A 19571-nucleotide genomic window follows, 5' to 3' on the forward strand; every position below is an offset into this window, starting at 1 on the left:
ACGCCCTTGCGTGCTCCCCCAACCGTCCCCATCTGTTGCAAAATCAACGGACTCACCAGGTAACCCCACCGCCCCGCGCCCATTTCGCCTCTTGACCTTTCAACCCTCAGTCTGTTGAACCCCCATGGATTGGCCACACCGTTCGCGCCCGGTGTTTGCGCCTTATTCGTAAGGACCCTGACAGAGGAAGACCGCCAAGATGGACGATCAGAGCAGAAACCTGATCCTGGCCACCGGCCTTAGCTTTGTTGTTATTCTCGTTTGGTTCCTCCTCTTCCCGCCGCCAGAGGTGGTGCAGGACCCCAACGCCGTCCCCCCCGCGGCCGAGACCGGCGGTGTCGTGACCGACACCGACATCGCGCTGACCCCGCCCGTCACCGAAACCGGCGCCCCCACCGGGGCCGGGGCCGAGAACACCTCGCCCACCGAAGTGGCCCTGTCGGAAGCCGCGCGGATCACCATCGAGACGCCCGCCGTCGAAGGCTCCATCTCGCTTCTGGGCGGGCGCATCGATGACCTGTCCCTTCGCAACTACACCACCGAGGTCGACGGCGACGAGATCGTGCGCCTGCTCTCGCCCGTGGGCTCCGATGACCCTTACTACGCGCTCTACGGTTGGACCCCCTCTGGCGATCTCGGCTACGCGGATGTCCCCACCTCCGACACCCCGTGGGAGCTGGAATCCGGCACCACGCTGACCCCCGACACGCCGATCACGCTGGCCTGGGACAATGGCAGCGGCCTGATTTTCCGCCGCACCATCGAAATCGATGACCGCTTCATGTTCCAGGTCACCCAATCGGTCGAGAACACCGGCGCGGCGGACGTGAACCTGGCCCCCTACGGCATCGTCGCCCGCCACGGCCTGCCCTCGGATCTGCAGAACTTTTTCATCCTGCACGAAGGCGTGGTGCGCAAAGTCGATGGCGAATTGTCCGAGGTCGATTACTCCGACCTCCCCGACCTCGACGTGATCGCCCGCGAAGGCGTCCCCGCCGAGGTGATCGAGGTGGAGGCGAACGGTTGGATCGGCTTCACCGACAAATACTGGATGACCACCCTGATCCCCGGCGAAGACCAGCCCTTCGTCTCGGTGATCAAATACGTCCCCTCCGCCGACATCTACCAGACCGAAGCGCGCCTGCCCTACATGGCCATCGCCGCGGGCGAAACGGTCGAAGTCACCACACAGCTTTTCGCAGGCGCCAAGGAAGCCGAGGCGATCCGCGACTATGAGAACGCCGAACCGGGCTTCATTCGCGCCATGTTCGGCGCCGAACAGGACCCCACGCGCGGCGAAGTCTCACGCTTTGTCGACAGCATCGACTGGGGCTGGTTCTACTTCCTGACCAAGCCGCTGTTCTGGCTTCTGCATTGGCTGAACCTGATGATCGGCAACATGGGCCTCGCGATCATCGCGCTGACCGTCATCGTGAAGGCGATCCTGTTCCCGCTCGCCTACCGCTCCTACGTGTCGATGGCGAAGATGAAGGAGCTTCAGCCCGAGATGGAGAAGCTCAAGGAATCCGCTGGTGATGACCGGGAGAAGCTCCAAAAGGGCATGATGGAGCTTTACAAAAAGAACAAGGTGAACCCGGCGGGCGGCTGCCTGCCGATCCTGCTGCAAATCCCGATCTTCTTCTCGCTCTACAAGGTGATCTTCGTCACGCTGGAACTGCGCCACGCGCCGTTCTTCGGCTGGCTCAATGACCTGTCGGCCCCCGACAGCTCGTCGATCATCAACCTCTACGGCCTCCTGCCCAATGCCGCACCCGAGCCGGAATCGATCATGGCGCTGATCTTCATCGGCATCCTGCCGCTCCTGCTCGGCATCTCCATGTGGCTGCAGCAGAAGCTGAACCCGGCGCCTACGGATCCGATGCAGGCACAGATCTTCGCCTGGCTGCCCTGGGTCTTCATGTTCATGCTGGGCAGCTTCGCGAGCGGTTTGCTGGTCTACTGGATCGCCAACAACACGATCACCTTCGCGCAGCAGTACCTGATCATGCGCAGCCAGGGCTTCAAACCAGACGTCTTCGGCAACATCCGCTCGAGCTTCAAGAAGAAGCCCAAGGCCGAGAAATGACGTACACGCTGGATCAGATCTGGCGCTATCCGATCAAGGGCATCGGGGCCGAGCGGCTGCGCGCCATTGATCTGGCGCCGGGCCTGCCCCTGCCGCTCGACCGCGCCTGGGCGGTGCTGGAAGACGGCGGCGATGCCTCCGACGGCTGGCGGTCCTGCCGCAACTTCCTGCGCGGGGCCAAGGGCCCCTCGCTGATGGCCGTAACCTGCCGCGTGGATGGTGACGTCATCCACCTCAGCCATCCCGACCGCGACGACATCAGCGTTACCCCCGGCGGCGACATGGGTGCCTTCTTCGACTGGCTAACCCCGATCTACCCGGAAAACCGCCCTAAGCCCGTAGCGCTCGTGGCCTCCCCGCCCGAGGGGATGTCGGACGCGCCCTTCGCTTCCATCAGCATCCTCAACCCATCATCCCTACGCGCCCTCGGCCAGAAACTCGGCCAAGAGCTCGACGTGCGGCGGTTCCGCGGCAACCTCTGGATCGACGGCCTCGCCCCCTGGGAAGAGTTCGACCTCGTCGGCAAAACGCTGGCGATACGCTCCCCGCGCTCAAGTAGCGAAGCGGTAGCGCATTTGGAGGTCGTCGAACGCATCACCCGCTGCCGCGCGACCGAGGCGAACCCCGCCACCGGCAAGCGCGACGCCAACACGCTGCGCGCCCTGGAGGACGGCTGGGGCCATCAGGATTTCGGCGTCTACGCCATGGTGCGCCAGGGCGGGCAGATCAAAGCGGGCGACACCGTCACGGTCCAATGACGGGCCCCGATCCCACCACCCTCGCGCCCATGCTGCCCGCCTATGCGGGCACCGTGTTCCTCAAGCCCCTGGCCGAAGGGCGCAGCAACGTCACCGTGGGCGATTACACCTACTACGATGATCAGGACGAGAGCCGCGATTTCTTCACCCGCAACGTCCTTCACCACTACGACTTTATCGGCGATCACCTCCACATCGGCCCCTTCTGCGCAATCGCCCACAACGTGCGCATCTTCATGAACGGCGGCACCCACGCGATGGACGGATTTTCCACCTTCCCCTTCAACATCTTCGGCCACGGCTGGGAAGAGGGCTTCGACCCCGCCACCTGGACCGCCGTCCAGAAAGGCGACACCGTGATCGGCCCCGACGTCTGGATCGGCAATTCCGCCACGATCATGCCCGGCGTGACCATCGGCGCGGGCGCCATCATCGCCGCCAATGCAACCGTCACGAAAGACCTCCCCCCCTACACCATCGCCGCCGGAAACCCCGCGCAGCCCGTCAAACAGCGCTTCGACGCGGCCACGATCGCGCAGCTCCTCGCCATCGCCTGGTGGGACTGGCCCGCCGACAAGATCACCCGTAACCTGAACGCGATCCGCGGCGCCGACCTGCCCGCGCTGGAGGCCGCGACATGACTACCCTGCCCTTCCCCCTGGCCGGGGCCCCCGACGCCACCACCGAGGAACGCGGCCGCAAACTCTTTGCGGGCAATACCGACTTCCTCAAAGGCGTCGTCGCCATGGATGGCCTGCCCCCGGCAGACCGGATCGAGGTCTGCTTCGCAGGCCGCTCCAACGTCGGCAAATCCACCCTGATCAACGCGCTCACAGGCCGTAAGGGCCTCGCCCGCGCCTCCAACACGCCGGGCCGCACCCAGGAAATCAACTACTTCACCCTGCTCGACAGCCACTACCTCGTCGACCTGCCCGGCTACGGCTACGCCGAGGCGCCCCTGCACGTGGTCCAGCAATGGCAAGCGCTCCTGAAGTCCTACCTGCAAGGCCGCGCCACCCTGCGCCGCGCCTTCGTGCTGATCGACGCGCGCCATGGCGTGAAAGCCGTGGACGAGGAAATCATGAAACTCCTCGACATCGCCGCCGTTCCCTTCCAGACCGTCCTGACCAAATCCGACAAGGTGAAGGCGAAAGACCGCGACGCCTCCCTCGCCCGGACCCGCAAGGCGCTCAGCCTCCACCCCGCCGCCTACCCGGAAATCATCCTGACGTCTTCCGAGAAGGGCGATGGCATCCCGACCCTGCGCGCCACCATCGCGTCGATCGAGGCTTAGCCCTCCTTCCCTGTTCCAAAAATATCCCGGGGGTTTGGGGGCTGGCCCCCAATGCGCTTCACACCCGCGCGCCCACCCCCTAACGTGGCGCCACCTGTCACACCGACCCCAAGCGCCATGAAAACCCAAATGACCCGCGACTACCTCGCCACCGCCCGCACCCTTTCCGAGGCGCTGCCCTACCTGCAACGCTTCAACGACGCCATTGTCGTGGTGAAGTTCGGCGGCAACGCCATGGGCGACGATGCCGAAATGGCCTCCTTCGCCCGCGACATGGTGCTCTTGCGCCAGGTCGGCGTGAACCCCGTCGTGGTCCACGGCGGCGGGCCGATGATCAACGACATGCTCGCCAAGCTGGGTATCGAAAGCACCTTCAAGGGCGGCAAACGCGTCACCGACGCCGCCACGGTGGAAGTCGTCGAGATGGTCCTCTCGGGCCGCGTCAACAAGCGCATCGTCCAGGCCATCAATGCCGAGGGCGGCAAGGCCGTGGGCCTGTCGGGCAAGGACGCCAATCTAATCACCTGCGTGCCCGCCGACCCCGAACTTGGCTTCGTGGGGGAGCCGTCGCACGTAGACCCCTCCGTGATCACCAACCTCTTCGAGGATGACATGATCCCGGTCATCGCCCCTCTGGGTCAGGGCAGGAACGGCGAGACCTACAACATCAACGGCGACACCGCCGCCGGTGCCATCGCCGCCGCGCTCCAGGCAGACCGCCTCCTGTTGCTCACCAATGTCTCGGGCGTCAAGAACGCCCAGGGCGACGTCGTCACCGAACTCACCACCGCCGACATCGACACCATGACGACCGAGGGCACCATCGCCGGCGGCATGATCCCCAAGACCGAAACCGCCGTTGCCGCTGTGCGCGCCGGCGTGCGCGCCTGCACCATCGTTGACGGGCGCGTTGCCAATGCCGTTCTGCTGGAACTCTTTACCGAGCATGGCGCCGGTTCCATGATAAGGGCCTGAGCCGTGGATTATGAGACGATCACTGCCGCCGCCGCCCCTCACCACCTCGGCATCGTCGGTGCCTTCCACCCCGCGCCGGGTGACCTCGCGCCTGAGGGCACCGGCACCCTCGTACTCCTCGCGCCGCGCGACCCTGATTTCTGGAGCTTCTTCCAATCCCAGGACGAGGCTCAGGATGGCGCGCCCGACCCGCTCGACCGCTGGTCCACCCGCGCCGTCACGGACATCGCCGAAACCCTCAACGCGACGCCGCTCTTCCCCTTCGGCGGCCCGCCGTGGCATCCGTTCATCTCCTGGGCGAAGAAATCGGGCAGCATCCACGCCAGCCCCGTCACCTTGTTGGTCCACAACGACCAGGGCCTGATGATCTCGTTTCGCGGCGCGCTGGCGCTGAAGGAAACCATCTCGCTCACGCCGCCGCGCCTCACGCCTTGCCTGCTCTGCGCCGCCCCGTGCGAAACCGCCTGCCCCGTCAATGCGCTCACCGAGGAAGGCTACGATACCGCCGCCTGCCACAGCTTCCTTGACACACCAGCAGGCGCCGATTGCATGACAAACGGCTGCAAAGCCCGCCGCGCCTGCCCGGTCAGCCAGGACTTCGCGCGCGACCCGGCGCAATCGGCCTACCACATGCGCCAGTTCCATAAATGAGGCCGATCCCCACATGAGCCAGACGGTCATCCTCATCCGCCACTGCAAGTCCGACTGGGACGGCAGCACCGGTGACCACGCCCGCCCGCTCAGCGCGCGCGGCTTTCGCTCGGCCCCGCGCATCGGCGCGTTCCTCGCACAACACAATCTGATCCCGGACGTGGTGCTTTGCTCCGACGCCATGCGCACGCGGCAGACCTGGGCGGGCATCGCCGACCATCTGCCCGGCGCGCCCCAGGCAACCCTCGACCCAAACCTCTACCTGGCCGAGCCCGAGCGGATGCTGAAGGCCCTCCAAGCCACCACAGCACCCCTCGTGGCGATGATCGCCCACAACCCCGGCACGGCGGCGCTGGCCTGGGCCCTGGCCCAAACCCCGCCGCCCGATGAGCGCTTTGGTGCTTATCCCACCGGCGCCACCACCGTGCTCCGCTTTGACGGCGCGATCACGCCCGGCGCGGGCACTGTCCTGCACTTCACCACCCCGCGCGACCTCCCCGATCCGCGCTGAGCCTCCCCTTCATCTTGCCAAATACAACTCAAAAAAACCGCCCGCATCAAACGATACGGGCGGAAATTTCTCGTGGGGCAGGGTTCACCCCGCCACCCGCGCTCAAGCGGCGCGAAGCGCAGTAGCGCATCCCCCGCGCTCAAGTAGCGCGAAGCGCGGTAGCGCATAAAAAAGAATCTAATGCCCCAGGATCTGGCTCAGGAACAGCTGCGTCCGCTCGGATTTGGGGTTCGTGAAGAACTCCTCCGGCTCGTTCTGCTCCACGATCTGGCCCGCATCCATGAAGATCACCCGGTTGGCGACCTGACGGGCAAAGCCCATCTCGTGGGTCACGCAGATCATCGTCATGCCCTCTTCGGCCAGCTGGATCATCGTATCCAGCACCTCCTTGATCATCTCCGGGTCAAGGGCCGAGGTCGGCTCGTCAAACAGCATGATGCGCGGCCGCATGCACAGCGACCGGGCAATCGCCACACGCTGCTGCTGACCGCCGGACAACTGGCCGGGGTACTTGTCGGCCTGCTCGGGGATCTTCACCTTTTCCAGGAAATGCATCGCCGTCTCTTCGGCTTCCTTCTTGGGCGTTTTGCGCACCCAGATCGGCGCCAGCGTGCAGTTTTCCAGGATCGTCAGATGCGGGAACAGGTTGAAGTGCTGGAAGCACATGCCCACCTCGGACCGGATCTTGTCGATGTTCTTGAGGTCGTTGGACAACAGCGTGCCGTCCACAACGATGGAGCCCTGCTGATGCTCTTCCAGCGCGTTGATGCACCGGATCAGCGTCGACTTGCCCGAACCCGAGGGGCCGCAGACCACGATCCGCTCGCCGCGGTTCACGGTCAGGTTGATGTCCTTGAGAACGTGGAACGTGCCGTACCACTTGTTCATCCCGTCGATCTCAATCGCCACCTCGTCCGAGACCTTCATTTGAGAACGGTCGATTGCACGATCTTCTGCAGTGTTAGACATGAGTTTTCTCCTCAGCGATGGCCCGATTAACGGTGACCGGTAGCGAGCTTACGCTCAAGATATTGCGAGTATTGGGACATGCCGTAGCAAAAGACGAAGAAACACGCCCCGATGAAGATGAAGATTTCCCAGTAGACGCCGTTCCAGTCCGTGTCCGCCCGGATCGAGTTGGAGAACCCGATGGGATCCAGCAGACCGATGAACACCACCAGAACCGTGTCCTTGAAGAGACCGATGAAGGTGGACACGATGCCGGGGATGGAGATCTTCAGCGCCTGCGGCAGAACGATCAGGCGCATCGATTGGGAGTAGTTCAGGCCCAGACTGTCCGCGCCCTCGTACTGACCCCGCGGAAGCGCCGCAAGGCCGCCCCGGATCACCTCGGCCATATAGGCCGACGCAAACAGCGTCACCATGATCACCACCCGCAGAACCAGGTCGAAGGTCGTGCCCGGCGGCAGGAAGTAGTTCAACAGCAGCGATGCGGTGATCAGCCAGACGATCAAGGGCACGCCCCGGATCACCTCGATGAAGCCAACCGACACCATCTTCAAAAGGATCAGGTCCGATTGCCGCCCCAGCGCCAGCAGGATGCCAAGCGGGAACGACAGGACAATGCCCGAGACGCCGAGGATGAAGGCAAGCAGGAAGCCCCCGATCTCGCGGCTCTGGACGGGTGGAAGCCCGACGCGGCCCAGGACCGAATAGATCGAGTCGATGCGCTCCTGCGCCCCGGACAAGGCCGCTTCGGCCGCCGCGACGTCATCGCCCTGCGCATTCGCCACATTTTCACGCAGCTCTGGCAGGGATTCCAGCAGGGCCGGTAGCGTCAGATATTGGTCCAACAGGCGCTGCCCATCGCTCAACTCGGCGTTCACGACGGTCAGCGCGCGTGCGGCCTCGGATTGCCGATTGCGCACATCTGTCAACGTGCGCTGGTAGGCCAGCAGTTCGTCCTGCAGCTCCGGCACATTGCTGGCGCCTTCCATGATCTGGGACACGGTGGCATCGCGGTCGGCGATCACCTCGGCTTCTTCCGCCGCGATGCTCTCAACGAGGGCTTCTGCGGTGGCGACTTCCTCTGGCAGAGCCGCCAGACGGGCTTCCAGCTCGGCAACCGCGCTGTCATAGCGCGGGGCGCCGACGGCGGCGTTGATCCGGGAATCGATGGCCCCCACGGCAAACGCCCACCATAAGAACGTGGCGACGATGGCCAGGCCCACGGCCAGGCCGGTGAACACCACGGTCGCGGCCAGGCGGTAGACAAGATAGCCCACGCCAAAGCTGGCCACGACCAGCATCGGCACCCAGACAGATCCGCCCCAGATCAACCAGACGGCGACGAAGGGGAACAGGACCGAGAAGATCATCAACTGGCGCGGCACCCAATCCGAGAACAGGATCGGCGCAAGGGCGACCCCCAGAAGCACGAAGGTCAGGACCGGGCGCCAGTAGTATTCCTGCGGGTAGAACCCGAAGACCAGCTGGCGCCAGCGATCTTCGATCACGGCCCAGCAGGCGCCGGAATGGCCGTCACCGCCAAAGGCCCCCAGAACCGTCCGGCATTCCGCGAGGGATCCCGCGTTCCAGACACCGCCAAACATCCACGGCATGATGCCGATCAGAACGTAAGCGATGAAGGCGACCGACAGGATCGTCATGATGGAATTGCCGATGGACGAGAACAGGTTCTCGCGGATCCATTTGACAGCGCCCGTCTGCGACACCGGCGCTGGCTGTTCTGACAGCATCTCGGTGCGGACATAGGCTTGCGTGGCGGTTTCGGAATGGGTCTCGCTCATTTCACCGCTCCTGCAATTTGACTGAGTTGTTGTAGAGGTTCATCACCGCTGAAATCAGCAACGACAGGGCAAGGTAGAAAAGGCCCATCAGCAGGATGCCCTCCAGCTCCCTCCCCGTCTGGTTGATGGTAATGCCGCCAAGGGTGGCGCGCACATCCATGTAGCCCACGGCGATCGCGAGGGAGGAGTTTTTCGTCAGGTTCAGGAACTGCGAAATCAGCGGCGGGATGATCACCCGCAGGGCTTGCGGCAGGATCACCAGGTTCATCGTCCGGTTCGGACGCAGACCCAGGGCGAAGGCCGCCTCGGTCTGACCCCGGGACACCGACAGAATGCCGGCGCGCACGATCTCGGCGATGAAGGCGCCCGTATAAAGCGACAGCGCGAACCACAAGGCGATCAGCGAGTTGCGCAGCTGCACGCCGCCTTCAAAGTTGAAACCCGCCAGTTGCGGACGCTCGAACTGCAGCGGGCGACCCCGGTCAACGGTATCGCTCAGGGCAACCATCTCGATGCCATCCAGCGTGCCCGGGAAGCTTTCGGCCAGCTCGGGCGACACGGTGGCCAGGATGCAATCGCCGGATTGCACGGCCTCCAGCAACTCCGCCTCGGTCGAGACGCGGGTGATGCTGGCGCGTTCCCCAAGGGCGCGCAGGGCGCTCGACAGGTTCACACCGGCGGTCGAGGGCAAGGCGCAGATCGACGGGTTGCCGTTATCGGCCACATAACTTTCCAGCGTCACGCCCTGCTCGGCGCCGACAGCGAGGATCGGGTATTGATCCCGCGCGATGGCCGCCGAATAGGCAAAATAGACCACCAGGACCGGGACGAAAAACAGGCCCATCGACACCCAGAAGACCGGCAGGATATCCCCCGTCGCCTCCTGGCGTTTGCGGGCATAGCGGCGGAACGCCCAGATGCCGACCAGGGACGCGATGAACACGCCCACCAGCAGAAGTGCCCCGTCGCCCCAGACAGGCGCGGGAATGAAAATACCCCGGTTGGTGATGGCCACAGACTCGCCCAGAAGCATCGACGCTTCGGGGTCAGCGCCGCGGAAATCGCGCGGCCCGGGCGTGCTTTCGGTCATGATCGCGAAGATCACGATGATCCACAATAGCAGGGGCACATTACGGAAGCCCTCGACGTAAACGGACATCAGGCGCGAGACGATCCAGTTCTTCGACAGACGCAGAACACCCGCGATCACGCCCAGGATCGTGGCGACGATACAGCCCAGGAAGGCGACCAGCAGGGTGTTCAGAATGCCGACAATCGCGGCGCGCCCATGGGTGGATTCGTTGGAATACTCGATAAGGCGCTGGTTGATGTCATAGCCCGCGCGGCTGCCCAGGAACCCGAAATCAAAGTCCTTCCCAAGCGCGCTGAGGTTAATAACAACGTTGCGCGCCAGAAAGACGAACGCGGCCATGATCAGGATGAACGCAATCACCTGGATCGTAATGGAGCGGTAGCGCGTATCATACAGCAGCTGGCTGAGATGAAACGACTCGCGCGGCGGATCGGAAAGCGTCGCCATTTTTGTCCCCTGTCGGAAGGATACACGCTGTCTCTAGGGGGCGGCCCAGTTATGTCGGGTCCTGCCTTGGTCGGTCTGAGAGATGCGCGGAATAAGGTGGATATGGAAAGGGCGCGAACTTTCGTTCGCGCCCCCCAAGGTCAGGATTTAGCGGAAGGGCGGGCTGTAGAGCAGGCCGCCGTCGGTCCACTGAGCGTTCAGGCCGCGGGCCAGACCGATTGGCGTGGACTCGCCGATGTTGCCTTCGAAGATCTCGCCGTAGTTACCACCGACCGCGATGGCGTTGGCGGCCCAGTCAGCCTCCAGGCCGAGCATTGCGCCCAGCTCACCTTCGGTGCCCAGAAGGCGACGGATCTCGGGGTTCTCGGTGGTGCCACCGATTTCGCCGACGTTGGCCGAGGTCACACCCAGCTCTTCAGCCGAGATCAGCGCGTTCAGCGTCCAGCGGACGATATCGCCCCACTCGTTGTCGCCGTGACGGACCAGCGGGCCGAGCGGCTCTTTGGACACGATCTCGGGCAGAACGACGTGTGCCGAGGGATCTTCGAACGTGGCGCGCGTTGCGGCCAGGCCCGAGGCGTCCGTGGTGTAAACGTCGCAGGCACCGGCAAGGTACTGCTGCTGTGCTTCTGCGTTGGTCTCGATCGGCACGGGCTCGTAGCTCATGTTGTTCGAGGCGAAGAAGTCAGCCAGGTTCAGTTCGGTGGTCGTACCGGTCTGGATGCAGACGGTCGCGCCGTCCAGTTCCAGTGCCGAGGACACGCCCAGCTCACGGGGGACCATGAAGCCCTGACCGTCGTAGTAGTTCACGCCGACGAATTCGAACGCAAGGTCGACATCGCGCGAGAAGGTCCAGGTGGTGTTACGGGCCAGCATGTCGATCTCGCCCGAGGCCAGCGCGGTGAAGCGGGTCTGGCCAGTGGTCGGAACGAACTCAACGGCGTTGCCGTCGCCCAGAACGGCGGCTGCGACTGCGCGGCAGACGCCGACGTCAAAGCCCTGCCATTCGCCATTGGCGTCGGGTGCGGCGAAGCCGGTCAGGCCGGTCGTCACGCCACAGTTCAGCGTGCCGCGCTCTTGGACCTGAGCCAGCGTACCGGATGCGTGACCGTCAGCGGCCGCAAAACCTGCCGCAGTACCTGCGACGGCGAGCGTGCCGAGAAATACGGATTTTTTCATGTTTACCTCTTCCTGTGGAACCGCCCGGCAGATCATCTTTGCGCGACCTGTCGAGCATTGGCATATGCCACGAGGGCCTGTTGAACCCTCGTATGCGTCAAAATGGGCAAATCTTGTACACAAGGTCAAGGGCAAGACGGTGGGAAAGGGGGGCAGAAACGGATCGTTTTCGCCCATCCGTTCAGCAAATGCCGCCAAAATGCGCAATACATGCGGGGGATAGGCGCACAAGCAATCACTTATCGAAGCAGAGGGCCCAAAATGCTTCCGCGTGCAACAATTGGGCCTCTTTGATCGCTGCGGCCTCTTCTGCTTCCGCGTCAGCGCCCCATTGTTCGATCTGCCAGGTCTCATCGATTCGGCTCAAACGCCAAGCTTCCTTGGCCGAAATGTGCCCTTTTGCGACGGCAAGACCCAGGATCAGCGACCCCGTCAGCGTGACCAGATCGTGCATCGCCGTCATCGGAAAAGGGGTGATCTGGCGCAGGGTGCGGTCCAGCGCCTCCACTGATGTGGCAGGTTGGCTGACCCACATCACGCCCGCACGCGGCTCCAGCCGCGCGTCCAGCGCCTCGGCGGCCCAGTCGAGCATCGGATCCCATTCCGCAGCCTGACGTTGCGTCAGCTCGTCCGGCCCCTCGGCGCGGTAGCACAAAACATCCGTCTCGGCGTATTCCAGCAGCATATCCGTGACCTCGGTCCACTGCGGCGTGACTCGCTCAATCGCCGAATTGGCGGACCGCGTGTGCGGCATCGTCAGGGGCTTGATCTCGTCTTCCTGGGCGTTCCATTCCGCCGCCACGGCCTCTGCCATCGCGCGGGTGGGCATGACCAAGGGCAGCTTGCCCGGCGTGTTCACGCCGCGCCCGTCCAGCATCACGCGAAAGCCCCCCTCGGCCTCGGCAACGCTCGCCTCTTTCCAGAACCGTTTCGCTTTCCACTCGGTCATGGGACCTCCCACAAGGTTGCCAGCGCGCCCGGCATCTCGTCGAACCCGCGCAGGATCCGCACCGCGCCCGCGCCGGTCAGGGCGGCGTCGGCGTGGTAGCCCCAGCTGACGCCCAAGCCCCGCACGCCCGCCCCGCGCGCCATCTCCATATCGTAACTGGTGTCGCCCACCATGACGGCATCGGCGGGTTCTACCCCGGTTTCGGCCAGGCAGGTCTCCACCATCGACGGATGCGGTTTGGAGGGGTGATGATCGGCCACCTGAAGCGTCTGAAACAGCCGCTCCCACCCATTCACCTCGATCAGATGATCGAGGCCGCGCCGAGATTTCCCCGTCGCCACGCCCAGGACCACATCATCGCGCGCCGCCAGCTCCGCCAGCACCTCCGCCGCGCCCGGGTAAAGCGGCGAATGCGCCTGCCCCGTCTTGCGCAGGTCCATGAACGTGTCCTTGTAGGCCTGCGTCAGGCTATCACGTTTGTCCGCATGGTCCGGCACCAGCCGCACAAACGCCTCGGGCAGCGAGAGCCCAACGATGGAAAGCACCGCCTCGCGTCCCGGAGACGTCAGCCCATGGGCCGCAAACGCCCCCTCCATCGAGGCCAGGATATGGCCCTGGCTGTCCACCAACGTGCCATCCACATCGAAGATCACCAGCTTCAAAACGGCTCATCCTCGAACGGGTCGGCGAGCACATCGCGCGGGTCCCAGCCCAGCGTCGCCCAGGTCTTTTCCATATGCGACGGCAGCGGCGCCACGAGGTTGATCTGCGCGCCCGTCATCGGGTGCCGGAAGCTCAGGCTGCGCGCGTGCAGGTGCAACTTGCGGCTGATGTCGCCGCCCAACTGCGCGCCCCAGCCATCACCCAGGTTTTCCTGACCGCTGCCCCCATACTTGCCGTCACCGATGATCGGATGCCCGATCTCGGCCATATGCGCGCGCAGCTGGTGCGTTCGGCCGGTGATCGGCACCAGCGCGCACCAACATACGCGCCCGCCGAGGTTCGACAGCACGGCGTAATCCGTCTCGGCCCGCTTGGCGCCCTCCACGTGGGGGATCTCATCCACCGGCACGGCGCGCATCTTCTCATTCTCGCCGCCGCGCCCGTGGCCGGGCGCTTTCACCAGACCCAGCTTGATCGTGCCCATCCGCGGCAGGGGTGAGCCCGCCACAGCCGCCCAATAGATCTTCCGCGTACTGCGCAGCCGGAACGCGTCGGTCAGCGCCTTGGCCCCCATCCGGGTGCGCGCCAGCAGCAACACGCCCGAGGTGTCCTTGTCGAGCCGATGCACCAGCCTCGGCTTCTCGTCGAAACCAAACGTCAGCGCCTCGGCCAGGCCGTCGACATGGCGCGCCTGGCCGGTGCCGCCTTGGGTCGGCAGCCCGGCGGGCTTGTTGAGCGCAATGATATGGTCGTCGCGGTAGATCACCGCGGCGCGGATCATCTTCTCATCGGCCTCGCTGATCCGCCTGGGCTGTACCGATTGCGCCCCGCGCACCTTCTCCATCTGCTCGGCATCGGGCAGGGGCGGGATGCGCACCATCTGCCCCACTTCCAGACGGGTGTTGGATTTCACCCGTCCGCCATCGACGCGGATCTCGCCCTTGCGGCACATCTTCTCGATCCGCCCCTGGGGGACATGGGGGAAGATGCGGCGGAACCAACGGTCCAACCGCTGATCGCCCTCGTCCGGGCCGATTTCAAGCGTCTGCACACCACTCATGCGAAGATCCCCCGCGCGACCCACAGGCCCGCCATTAACCCGACGATCGACAGCCCCACCGAGAGCGCCACGTAAAGCGCCGCCTGCCCCAGATCGCCCCGCTCATAAAGCGTGACGGTCTCTAGCGAGAAGGCGGAGAACGTGGTGAACCCGCCCAGGAACCCGGTCATCACCAGGGGCGACAGATGCGTCAGGCCCCGGTGCGCGGCGTAGACGACGAAGACGCCCATCAGGAACGAGCCCACGACGTTGACGGTCAGGATCGGCAGCGGAAACGCGCCATGGCCCAAGGCGCGCAGCATCGCGACACCGGTGAGGTAGCGCAGCACCGAGCCGAGGGCACCGCCGAGGGCAACTTGTAGGACAGCAATCATGGGCGTGGGATGGAATGCCGCGACGGGGATGTCAACGATAGCTGGACGCCCCAAGCGGGTTAACAGCGGCGCAGCCGCCCCGCTATCGACGGGCCGCCCCCCGGCACGGCGATTTGTCTGATCTTGGTGCGTCGTTCCTTCTGAACGATGACTTGGCAACCATAAAGCGATCCAGAATGTCCGTAAGTTCGCCGCACCGCGGCCCGTCGAGGGCGGGGCTCGGCACAACCAGGCCGCCCCTCCTCGGGCCTCCGCCTCTGGCGAGGCGCACCCCCTCCTCGCAGCTTACTTTTTGCGCTTCTTGCGCAGGCCTTCAAACCATTCCACCCGCTTCTTCAGGTCCCTCTCGAACCCTCGCTCTTTTGGGTCGTAGAATTTCGGGCGCGACATCGTTTCCGGGAAGTAATTCGCGCCGGAAAACCCGTCTTCGCTGTCATGGTCGTACTCGTAGCCCTTCCCGTACCCCTGATCCTTCATCATCGACGTCGGCGCATTCAGGATGTTCTTGGGCGGCATCGCCGAGCCGGTGGATTTGGCGGAGGCGCGCGCGGCCTTGTAGGCCACGTAGGAGGCGTTGGATTTAGGCGCCAGCGCCAGGTAGGTCACGGCCTGGGACAGCGCCAATTCGCCCTCCGGGCTACCTAACCGTTCATAGATCTCCCAGGCCTCCAGGCAGAACCGTTGCGCCTGGGGGTCGGCCAAGCCAATGTCCTCGACCGCCATCCGTGTGATCCGGCGCGCCAGGTAGCGGGGGTCTTCGCCCCCCTCCAACATCCGGGCGAACCAGTACAAAGCGGCGTCCGGATCCGAGCCGCGCACCGATTTGTGCAGGGCCGAGATCAGGTTGTAATGGGCCTCACCCGACTTGTCATATTGCGCCGCACGCCGCTGCAAGCGGGTGCCCAACTCTTCCACGCTCAACTGCTTGTCGACCTTCCAGGCCGCCACCTGTTCGGCCAGGTTCAGCATGGCGCGCCCGTCGCCGTCGGCCATGTCGCGCAGGGCCTGCCGCGCCTCGGGGCGCAGCGGTAGCGGGTGGTGCAACTCCAGCTCCGCATGGGCGAGGATCTGTTCAAGCGCCGCGTCGTCCAGCCGTTCCAGCACCATGACTTGAGAGCGGGACATGACAGCGGCGTTCAACTCGAACGAGGGGTTTTCCGTCGTGGCGCCCACCAGAAGGATCGTGCCGTCCTCCATATGGGGCAGGAACCCATCCTGTTGCGCCTTGTTGAAGCGGTGGATTTCATCGACGAACAACAGCGTGCCCTGCCCGTTGGCGTGGCGGATCTTGGCCTGCTCGAAGACCTTGCGCAGGTCCGGCATGCCGGTGAAAATCGCGCTGATCTGGACGAAGTTCAGCGATGTCTCGTCAGCCAGAAGCCGGGCGATGGTGGTCTTGCCCACACCCGGCGGGCCCCAAAAGATCAGCGAGGTCAGCGCGCCGCTGTCCAGCATCACCCGCAACGCACCCTCGGGGCCCAGCAGATGATCCTGCCCGATGACATCCTCCAGCGACCGGGGCCGCAGCCGATCCGCCAAAGGGCGCGGGCCCTTGGGCGTGTCGCTTCCGGCGGTAGCGCCGGGGGTTGCTGGCGTGTCGAACAGGTCAGGCATGGGCACAGACTACGCCCCTGCCCGCCCGGACGCCAGATCGGCTACCTGTCTAAAGGGGCGGTAAACAGACCCCGCGATAGCCGCGCCCCGTCACATTGCCCCAGCGCGAGGGGCGGTCTGGCGGGCGGCAGGCCACCACGGTCAAGCCGCCGGGGTTGCCCGGCGCGCTCGACAGGCGCGCGGTGCCGGGGTCCAGCATTGTGGTTTCGCCGGGGGCCAGGCGATGGGATTGCGCGCAGGGGTTGGGGTTTACCTCCCCCGGCAGGCAGAGGCCCACGGTGATCGGCGTGTCGCAGGTGTTGGTGACCGCGCGCGGCTGCACCTGCCCCAACATGCCGTCGGTGCAGTGGTTCACATCCGCGTGCAGGGATGCGTTTTGGTAGGTGCCTGTGGCCCGGTCGAGCAGCAGGGGCACCCCGTAGGCCGTGGCAAACAGGGTGATCACACCCACGCCCGCCCGGCCCCAGCCGCCAAGCCGTCCCTTGGGCAGAAGGGCCACGACCAGAAGCGCGCACCAAAGCCCGATGAAGATCGCGTCGCCGGTCAAATGCGGCAGGCCCGTCGCGGCCCAGGCCCGGGTGAGGGCGGGGCCTGTAAGCGGGAGGGCGTAAGCCGCCCCGACCCCAAGGGCGAGCGCCACAGGCACGAAGATCTGCCGCCCCCAAAGGCGCCGGGCCAGGACGGAAAAGGTGAAGCCCAACACGATCCCCAACAGGATCGTTGCGGTTGTGATCTCCGGCACGGCGCGGTTTCTCTGCTTGGAACGGGGTTAAGAAAAGGTTAACGAAAAAGCGTTTTTCGTTCTGTTGCAATGGGTTGACCAGGGTGCTCAAGCTTGAGCACCCCAGCCTCGCGCGCCTAGTGCATCTTGGAGGCCATAGTCACGAAGTAGCAGCGATGGGCCACGCCCCCGATTTTCATGACCGGCCCGCCGGGCTCCATATCGATCCCAAGACGACGACCCAGCCGCGGGATCCCGATGGGCAGAAGACCCAGAAGCGTGGTCGCCCCCAACTCGCGGGCCGAGCGGACCATATGACCCATCAGGGACAGCTGAACCTCGCGGCGGATGTCCGTCTCGACGCCCTCGGCGACGAACAGGCGGTTGGCGTCCCAGATGTGGCTGGCAATCGGTGCGTCCTCATCCAGCAGGTTCGCCGGGATCGCATCCAGCAGACCCCGCTGCGCGTCGCGCACCATGTAGCTGTAGATCCCGCACGACGCCGTCGTCGGCGTCAACCGCACGCCCGCCAGCACGCGGCTACCATCGTGGACGCAGACCCAGCGGCTTTGGGCGGTGTCGTATTGATCGAACTCCATGTTACCCTCGGACGGGATTTCCCAGCCCATCTCCTCGATAAAGGTGCGGTGGCGGGCTTTGAGCATATTGGTGAAGAGTGGGCCGTGGGTGTGGAAGTTCTCGAATGAGAGAGTCGTCATTTGCATAGAAGGCTCCTGTGAGGTGAGTCAGTTCAACTGGACACACCGCTTCAAGGTCTCTCATGCGGGCGCTGCGGCCCTTCCCCTCAAATCAATCCGTACTCCTTGGCCCTCTGCACGGCTTCTGCCGTGGTTCGCGCCATCAGTTTTTGACGTGCAGACGTCAGACGCGCTTTGAAAGCGCTTTCGGATATGCCGAGTTTCGCGGCAGCAGCAGCATGGCGGTCCCCCTCCGCGATGCACTTTAGGGCGTCGGCTTGCGCCTTACTCAGACGGGCCGGCGGTTCCGACAGATCGTGCATGCGGTGCACGATCCGGTAGACAAGCTCCATCTCGTCGTCGCCAAACTCGCGATCCGCGCGGCTGGCCCCTGCGATGGTGCGAGAAGACATAGGTCCGATGGATGCGATCATCCCGTATTTGAGGCCGTATTCAGCGGATTCTTGCAGGATCCCAAAGGGATCTGGCAGGCCGATCTGGCTCCAACGTCGGGTTCCCGTATGGCTTAGCCCCCAGGCAAGCGTCGGGTCTCGCAGACCATAGAGTTTAGACGTGTACACCTCCTGCCAGACATCTGGATATGTGTTCACCATGATCAATGGCGAGACGTAGCGAATGTGGAGACCAACGGCGAAACCAGCAGGTGCTGCCAACGAAAGCTCGTGCAGCAACAAGTCGAGAACCGGCGCTTTTGTCATGGACCCCACCAAATAGACATGTCCATTTAGATAGGTTGCCTCAAGGGTGGTCAAGATTGATTATCAATCGGTTACGGCGTTTCAAGACAAACCTGAGACACCCGCTTGTCCCGGAACGCGCGCAGCATCCAATCGTCATGGGCGGTTCGACTTGATCTGCTACCGCAGGTTCAAACCGAAACGCTCCAGCAAGCAGGCGAGACTATTATGGACAAACGGATCGAGCCCGATCTTTTTGCGCGTCTCATGAGGCTTTCCCCCGATACGCGCACCGATCTATTGGAATTCATCGGCCAGACGCCTTTGGCGGCTGACGAAATCCTGCGTCTGTCCGAGGCCGCGCCCGCCAACACCCCCACGCGCGCGCGCAAGTCCTGAACACCCCGGATTTAAAACGAAAAAGCCCCCCGCCGGTGCGAGGGGCCCTTGGTTTTTCGTGCGCGAAAGGCGCGCGGATTACTCCGCGTCGGCCTCGGCCTCCACGCGGGCGCGGTCTGCCGCACCCTTGGCGTCGATGTCGCGGTCGACGAACTCGATGATCGCCATCGGCGCCATGTCACCATAGCGGAAACCCGCCTTCATGATGCGCACGTAGCCGCCCTGACGCTCCGCGTAGCGGGGGCCAAGAACCTCGAACAGCTTGGCAACGTCCTTGTCCTGCTTCAGCTGCGAGGCGGCCTGACGGCGCGCGTGCAGGTCGCCGCGCTTGGCGAGCGTGATCATCTTCTCGATGATCGGACGCAGTTCCTTGGCTTTGGGCAGGGTGGTCTTGATCTGCTCATGTTCAATGAGCGAGCCGCACATGTTCGAGAACATCGCTTTGCGGTGTTCATGGGTCCGGTTCAGGCGGCGGTATCCGCGGGCGTGACGCATGTCATCTCTCCAATTTGGTGCCCTCTACGGGCGATTTTGCTTTGTCTGGGCCCCCATGCGTTGCGGTGGCCTCTCCTTGGGGCGGAGCGGTGCACAATGAATGTGCACCCTACACCCGGGTCGTCGTAGGGTGCA

21 protein-coding genes are annotated in these 19571 nt (G+C 64.2%); 8 read left to right on the forward strand and 13 right to left on the reverse strand.

Annotated elements, in window-relative coordinates:
- Positions 1-199: 199 nt before the first annotated feature.
- The 7 genes from yidC to AC6I9R_RS21275 all read left to right on the forward strand — a co-directional run bounded on the left by yidC (position 200) and on the right by AC6I9R_RS21275 (position 6275).
- Entirely contained in the window at positions 200-2086 is a 1887-nt protein-coding gene (yidC, locus tag AC6I9R_RS21245) for a membrane protein insertase YidC (RefSeq protein WP_461429272.1), read from the forward strand.
- On the forward strand, positions 2083-2844 hold the full coding sequence (locus tag AC6I9R_RS21250) for an MOSC domain-containing protein (protein ID WP_461429271.1): 762 nt from the start codon (positions 2083-2085) through the stop codon (positions 2842-2844). Before yidC ends, AC6I9R_RS21250 begins: the two co-directional genes overlap by 4 nt.
- Positions 2841-3485 (forward strand): CatB-related O-acetyltransferase, encoded by a 645-nt coding sequence (locus AC6I9R_RS21255; protein WP_461429270.1) that lies wholly within the window; start codon positions 2841-2843, stop codon positions 3483-3485. The genes AC6I9R_RS21250 and AC6I9R_RS21255 overlap by 4 nt, the downstream gene beginning before the upstream one ends.
- The gene (yihA, locus tag AC6I9R_RS21260; RefSeq protein ID WP_461429269.1) at positions 3482-4138 is read left to right on the forward strand and encodes a ribosome biogenesis GTP-binding protein YihA/YsxC; all 657 of its coding nucleotides are present in this window, start codon (positions 3482-3484) and stop codon (positions 4136-4138) included. The genes AC6I9R_RS21255 and yihA overlap by 4 nt, the downstream gene beginning before the upstream one ends.
- A gap of 117 nt (positions 4139-4255) precedes the next feature.
- Complete coding sequence (gene argB / locus AC6I9R_RS21265; RefSeq protein WP_461429268.1) at positions 4256-5113, forward strand: acetylglutamate kinase; 858 nt, start codon at positions 4256-4258, stop codon at positions 5111-5113.
- Positions 5114-5116: 3 nt separating this feature from the next.
- Complete coding sequence (locus tag AC6I9R_RS21270; RefSeq protein ID WP_461429267.1) at positions 5117-5764, forward strand: ferredoxin; 648 nt, start codon at positions 5117-5119, stop codon at positions 5762-5764.
- Between the two features lie 13 nt (positions 5765-5777).
- The gene (locus tag AC6I9R_RS21275) at positions 5778-6275 is read left to right on the forward strand and encodes a SixA phosphatase family protein (RefSeq protein WP_461429266.1); all 498 of its coding nucleotides are present in this window, start codon (positions 5778-5780) and stop codon (positions 6273-6275) included.
- Positions 6276-6452: 177 nt separating this feature from the next.
- Here the strand turns inward: AC6I9R_RS21275 and AC6I9R_RS21280 are convergent, their stop codons facing one another.
- The 12 genes from AC6I9R_RS21280 to AC6I9R_RS21335 all read right to left on the reverse strand — a co-directional run bounded on the left by AC6I9R_RS21280 (position 6453) and on the right by AC6I9R_RS21335 (position 18563).
- Positions 6453-7244 (reverse strand): amino acid ABC transporter ATP-binding protein, encoded by a 792-nt coding sequence (locus AC6I9R_RS21280; protein WP_461429265.1) that lies wholly within the window; start codon positions 7242-7244, stop codon positions 6453-6455.
- A 26-nt stretch (positions 7245-7270) separates the two neighbouring features.
- Positions 7271-9046 (reverse strand): amino acid ABC transporter permease, encoded by a 1776-nt coding sequence (locus AC6I9R_RS21285; protein ID WP_461429264.1) that lies wholly within the window; start codon positions 9044-9046, stop codon positions 7271-7273.
- Position 9047: 1 nt separating this feature from the next.
- Positions 9048-10586, reverse strand: a complete 1539-nt coding sequence (locus tag AC6I9R_RS21290; RefSeq protein ID WP_461429263.1) for an amino acid ABC transporter permease — start codon at positions 10584-10586, stop codon at positions 9048-9050.
- Between the two features lie 147 nt (positions 10587-10733).
- Positions 10734-11765: an amino acid ABC transporter substrate-binding protein gene (locus AC6I9R_RS21295; RefSeq protein ID WP_461429327.1), complete on the reverse strand. Its 1032-nt coding sequence runs from the start codon at positions 11763-11765 to the stop codon at positions 10734-10736.
- A 235-nt stretch (positions 11766-12000) separates the two neighbouring features.
- Positions 12001-12714: an ATP12 family chaperone protein gene (locus AC6I9R_RS21300; RefSeq protein ID WP_461429262.1), complete on the reverse strand. Its 714-nt coding sequence runs from the start codon at positions 12712-12714 to the stop codon at positions 12001-12003.
- The gene (locus AC6I9R_RS21305) at positions 12711-13367 is read right to left on the reverse strand and encodes an HAD-IA family hydrolase (protein ID WP_461429326.1); all 657 of its coding nucleotides are present in this window, start codon (positions 13365-13367) and stop codon (positions 12711-12713) included. The genes AC6I9R_RS21300 and AC6I9R_RS21305 overlap by 4 nt, the downstream gene beginning before the upstream one ends.
- Positions 13368-13372: 5 nt before the next feature.
- Positions 13373-14437: an RluA family pseudouridine synthase gene (locus tag AC6I9R_RS21310; protein ID WP_461429261.1), complete on the reverse strand. Its 1065-nt coding sequence runs from the start codon at positions 14435-14437 to the stop codon at positions 13373-13375.
- On the reverse strand, positions 14434-14811 hold the full coding sequence (crcB, locus tag AC6I9R_RS21315) for a fluoride efflux transporter CrcB (protein ID WP_461429260.1): 378 nt from the start codon (positions 14809-14811) through the stop codon (positions 14434-14436). The genes AC6I9R_RS21310 and crcB overlap by 4 nt, the downstream gene beginning before the upstream one ends.
- Positions 14812-15096: 285 nt before the next feature.
- Positions 15097-16425 carry a replication-associated recombination protein A gene (locus AC6I9R_RS21320; protein ID WP_461429259.1) on the reverse strand — a complete coding sequence of 443 codons (1329 nt, stop codon included), beginning with the start codon at positions 16423-16425 and terminating at the stop codon, positions 15097-15099.
- 49 nt (positions 16426-16474) lie between these two features.
- Positions 16475-17167, reverse strand: a complete 693-nt coding sequence (locus AC6I9R_RS21325) for a hypothetical protein (RefSeq protein WP_461429258.1) — start codon at positions 17165-17167, stop codon at positions 16475-16477.
- 116 nt (positions 17168-17283) lie between these two features.
- A complete protein-coding gene (locus AC6I9R_RS21330; RefSeq protein ID WP_461429257.1) occupies positions 17284-17865 on the reverse strand; it encodes an acyl-homoserine-lactone synthase in 582 nt (193 codons plus the stop codon).
- A gap of 86 nt (positions 17866-17951) precedes the next feature.
- On the reverse strand, positions 17952-18563 hold the full coding sequence (locus tag AC6I9R_RS21335) for a helix-turn-helix transcriptional regulator (protein WP_461429325.1): 612 nt from the start codon (positions 18561-18563) through the stop codon (positions 17952-17954).
- A gap of 207 nt (positions 18564-18770) precedes the next feature.
- Between AC6I9R_RS21335 and AC6I9R_RS21340 the strand changes: the two genes are divergently transcribed.
- Positions 18771-18941 (forward strand): hypothetical protein, encoded by a 171-nt coding sequence (locus tag AC6I9R_RS21340; protein ID WP_461429256.1) that lies wholly within the window; start codon positions 18771-18773, stop codon positions 18939-18941.
- A gap of 78 nt (positions 18942-19019) precedes the next feature.
- Here AC6I9R_RS21340 and rplQ read toward each other — a convergent pair whose 3' ends face one another.
- The gene (gene rplQ / locus AC6I9R_RS21345; protein ID WP_461429255.1) at positions 19020-19436 is read right to left on the reverse strand and encodes a 50S ribosomal protein L17; all 417 of its coding nucleotides are present in this window, start codon (positions 19434-19436) and stop codon (positions 19020-19022) included.
- Between the last annotated feature and the right edge of the window lie 135 nt (positions 19437-19571).

It is taken from the genome of Gymnodinialimonas sp. (assembly GCF_059726805.1).

Coding starts and splice junctions, on each gene's coding strand:
- yidC (WP_461429272.1), top strand. CDS start 200: ATGGACGATCAGAGCAGAAACCTGATCCTGGCCACCGGCCTTAGCTTT.
- AC6I9R_RS21250 (WP_461429271.1), top strand. CDS start 2,083: ATGACGTACACGCTGGATCAGATCTGGCGCTATCCGATCAAGGGCATC.
- AC6I9R_RS21255 (WP_461429270.1), top strand. CDS start 2,841: ATGACGGGCCCCGATCCCACCACCCTCGCGCCCATGCTGCCCGCCTAT.
- yihA (WP_461429269.1), top strand. CDS start 3,482: ATGACTACCCTGCCCTTCCCCCTGGCCGGGGCCCCCGACGCCACCACC.
- argB (WP_461429268.1), top strand. CDS start 4,256: ATGAAAACCCAAATGACCCGCGACTACCTCGCCACCGCCCGCACCCTT.
- AC6I9R_RS21275 (WP_461429266.1), top strand. CDS start 5,778: ATGAGCCAGACGGTCATCCTCATCCGCCACTGCAAGTCCGACTGGGAC.
- AC6I9R_RS21280 (WP_461429265.1), bottom strand. CDS start 7,244: ATGTCTAACACTGCAGAAGATCGTGCAATCGACCGTTCTCAAATGAAG.
- AC6I9R_RS21285 (WP_461429264.1), bottom strand. CDS start 9,046: ATGAGCGAGACCCATTCCGAAACCGCCACGCAAGCCTATGTCCGCACC.
- AC6I9R_RS21290 (WP_461429263.1), bottom strand. CDS start 10,586: ATGGCGACGCTTTCCGATCCGCCGCGCGAGTCGTTTCATCTCAGCCAG.
- AC6I9R_RS21295 (WP_461429327.1), bottom strand. CDS start 11,765: ATGAAAAAATCCGTATTTCTCGGCACGCTCGCCGTCGCAGGTACTGCG.
- AC6I9R_RS21300 (WP_461429262.1), bottom strand. CDS start 12,714: ATGACCGAGTGGAAAGCGAAACGGTTCTGGAAAGAGGCGAGCGTTGCC.
- AC6I9R_RS21310 (WP_461429261.1), bottom strand. CDS start 14,437: ATGAGTGGTGTGCAGACGCTTGAAATCGGCCCGGACGAGGGCGATCAG.
- crcB (WP_461429260.1), bottom strand. CDS start 14,811: ATGATTGCTGTCCTACAAGTTGCCCTCGGCGGTGCCCTCGGCTCGGTG.
- AC6I9R_RS21320 (WP_461429259.1), bottom strand. CDS start 16,425: ATGCCTGACCTGTTCGACACGCCAGCAACCCCCGGCGCTACCGCCGGA.
- AC6I9R_RS21330 (WP_461429257.1), bottom strand. CDS start 17,865: ATGACGACTCTCTCATTCGAGAACTTCCACACCCACGGCCCACTCTTC.
- AC6I9R_RS21335 (WP_461429325.1), bottom strand. CDS start 18,563: ATGACAAAAGCGCCGGTTCTCGACTTGTTGCTGCACGAGCTTTCGTTG.
- AC6I9R_RS21340 (WP_461429256.1), top strand. CDS start 18,771: ATGGACAAACGGATCGAGCCCGATCTTTTTGCGCGTCTCATGAGGCTT.
- rplQ (WP_461429255.1), bottom strand. CDS start 19,436: ATGCGTCACGCCCGCGGATACCGCCGCCTGAACCGGACCCATGAACAC.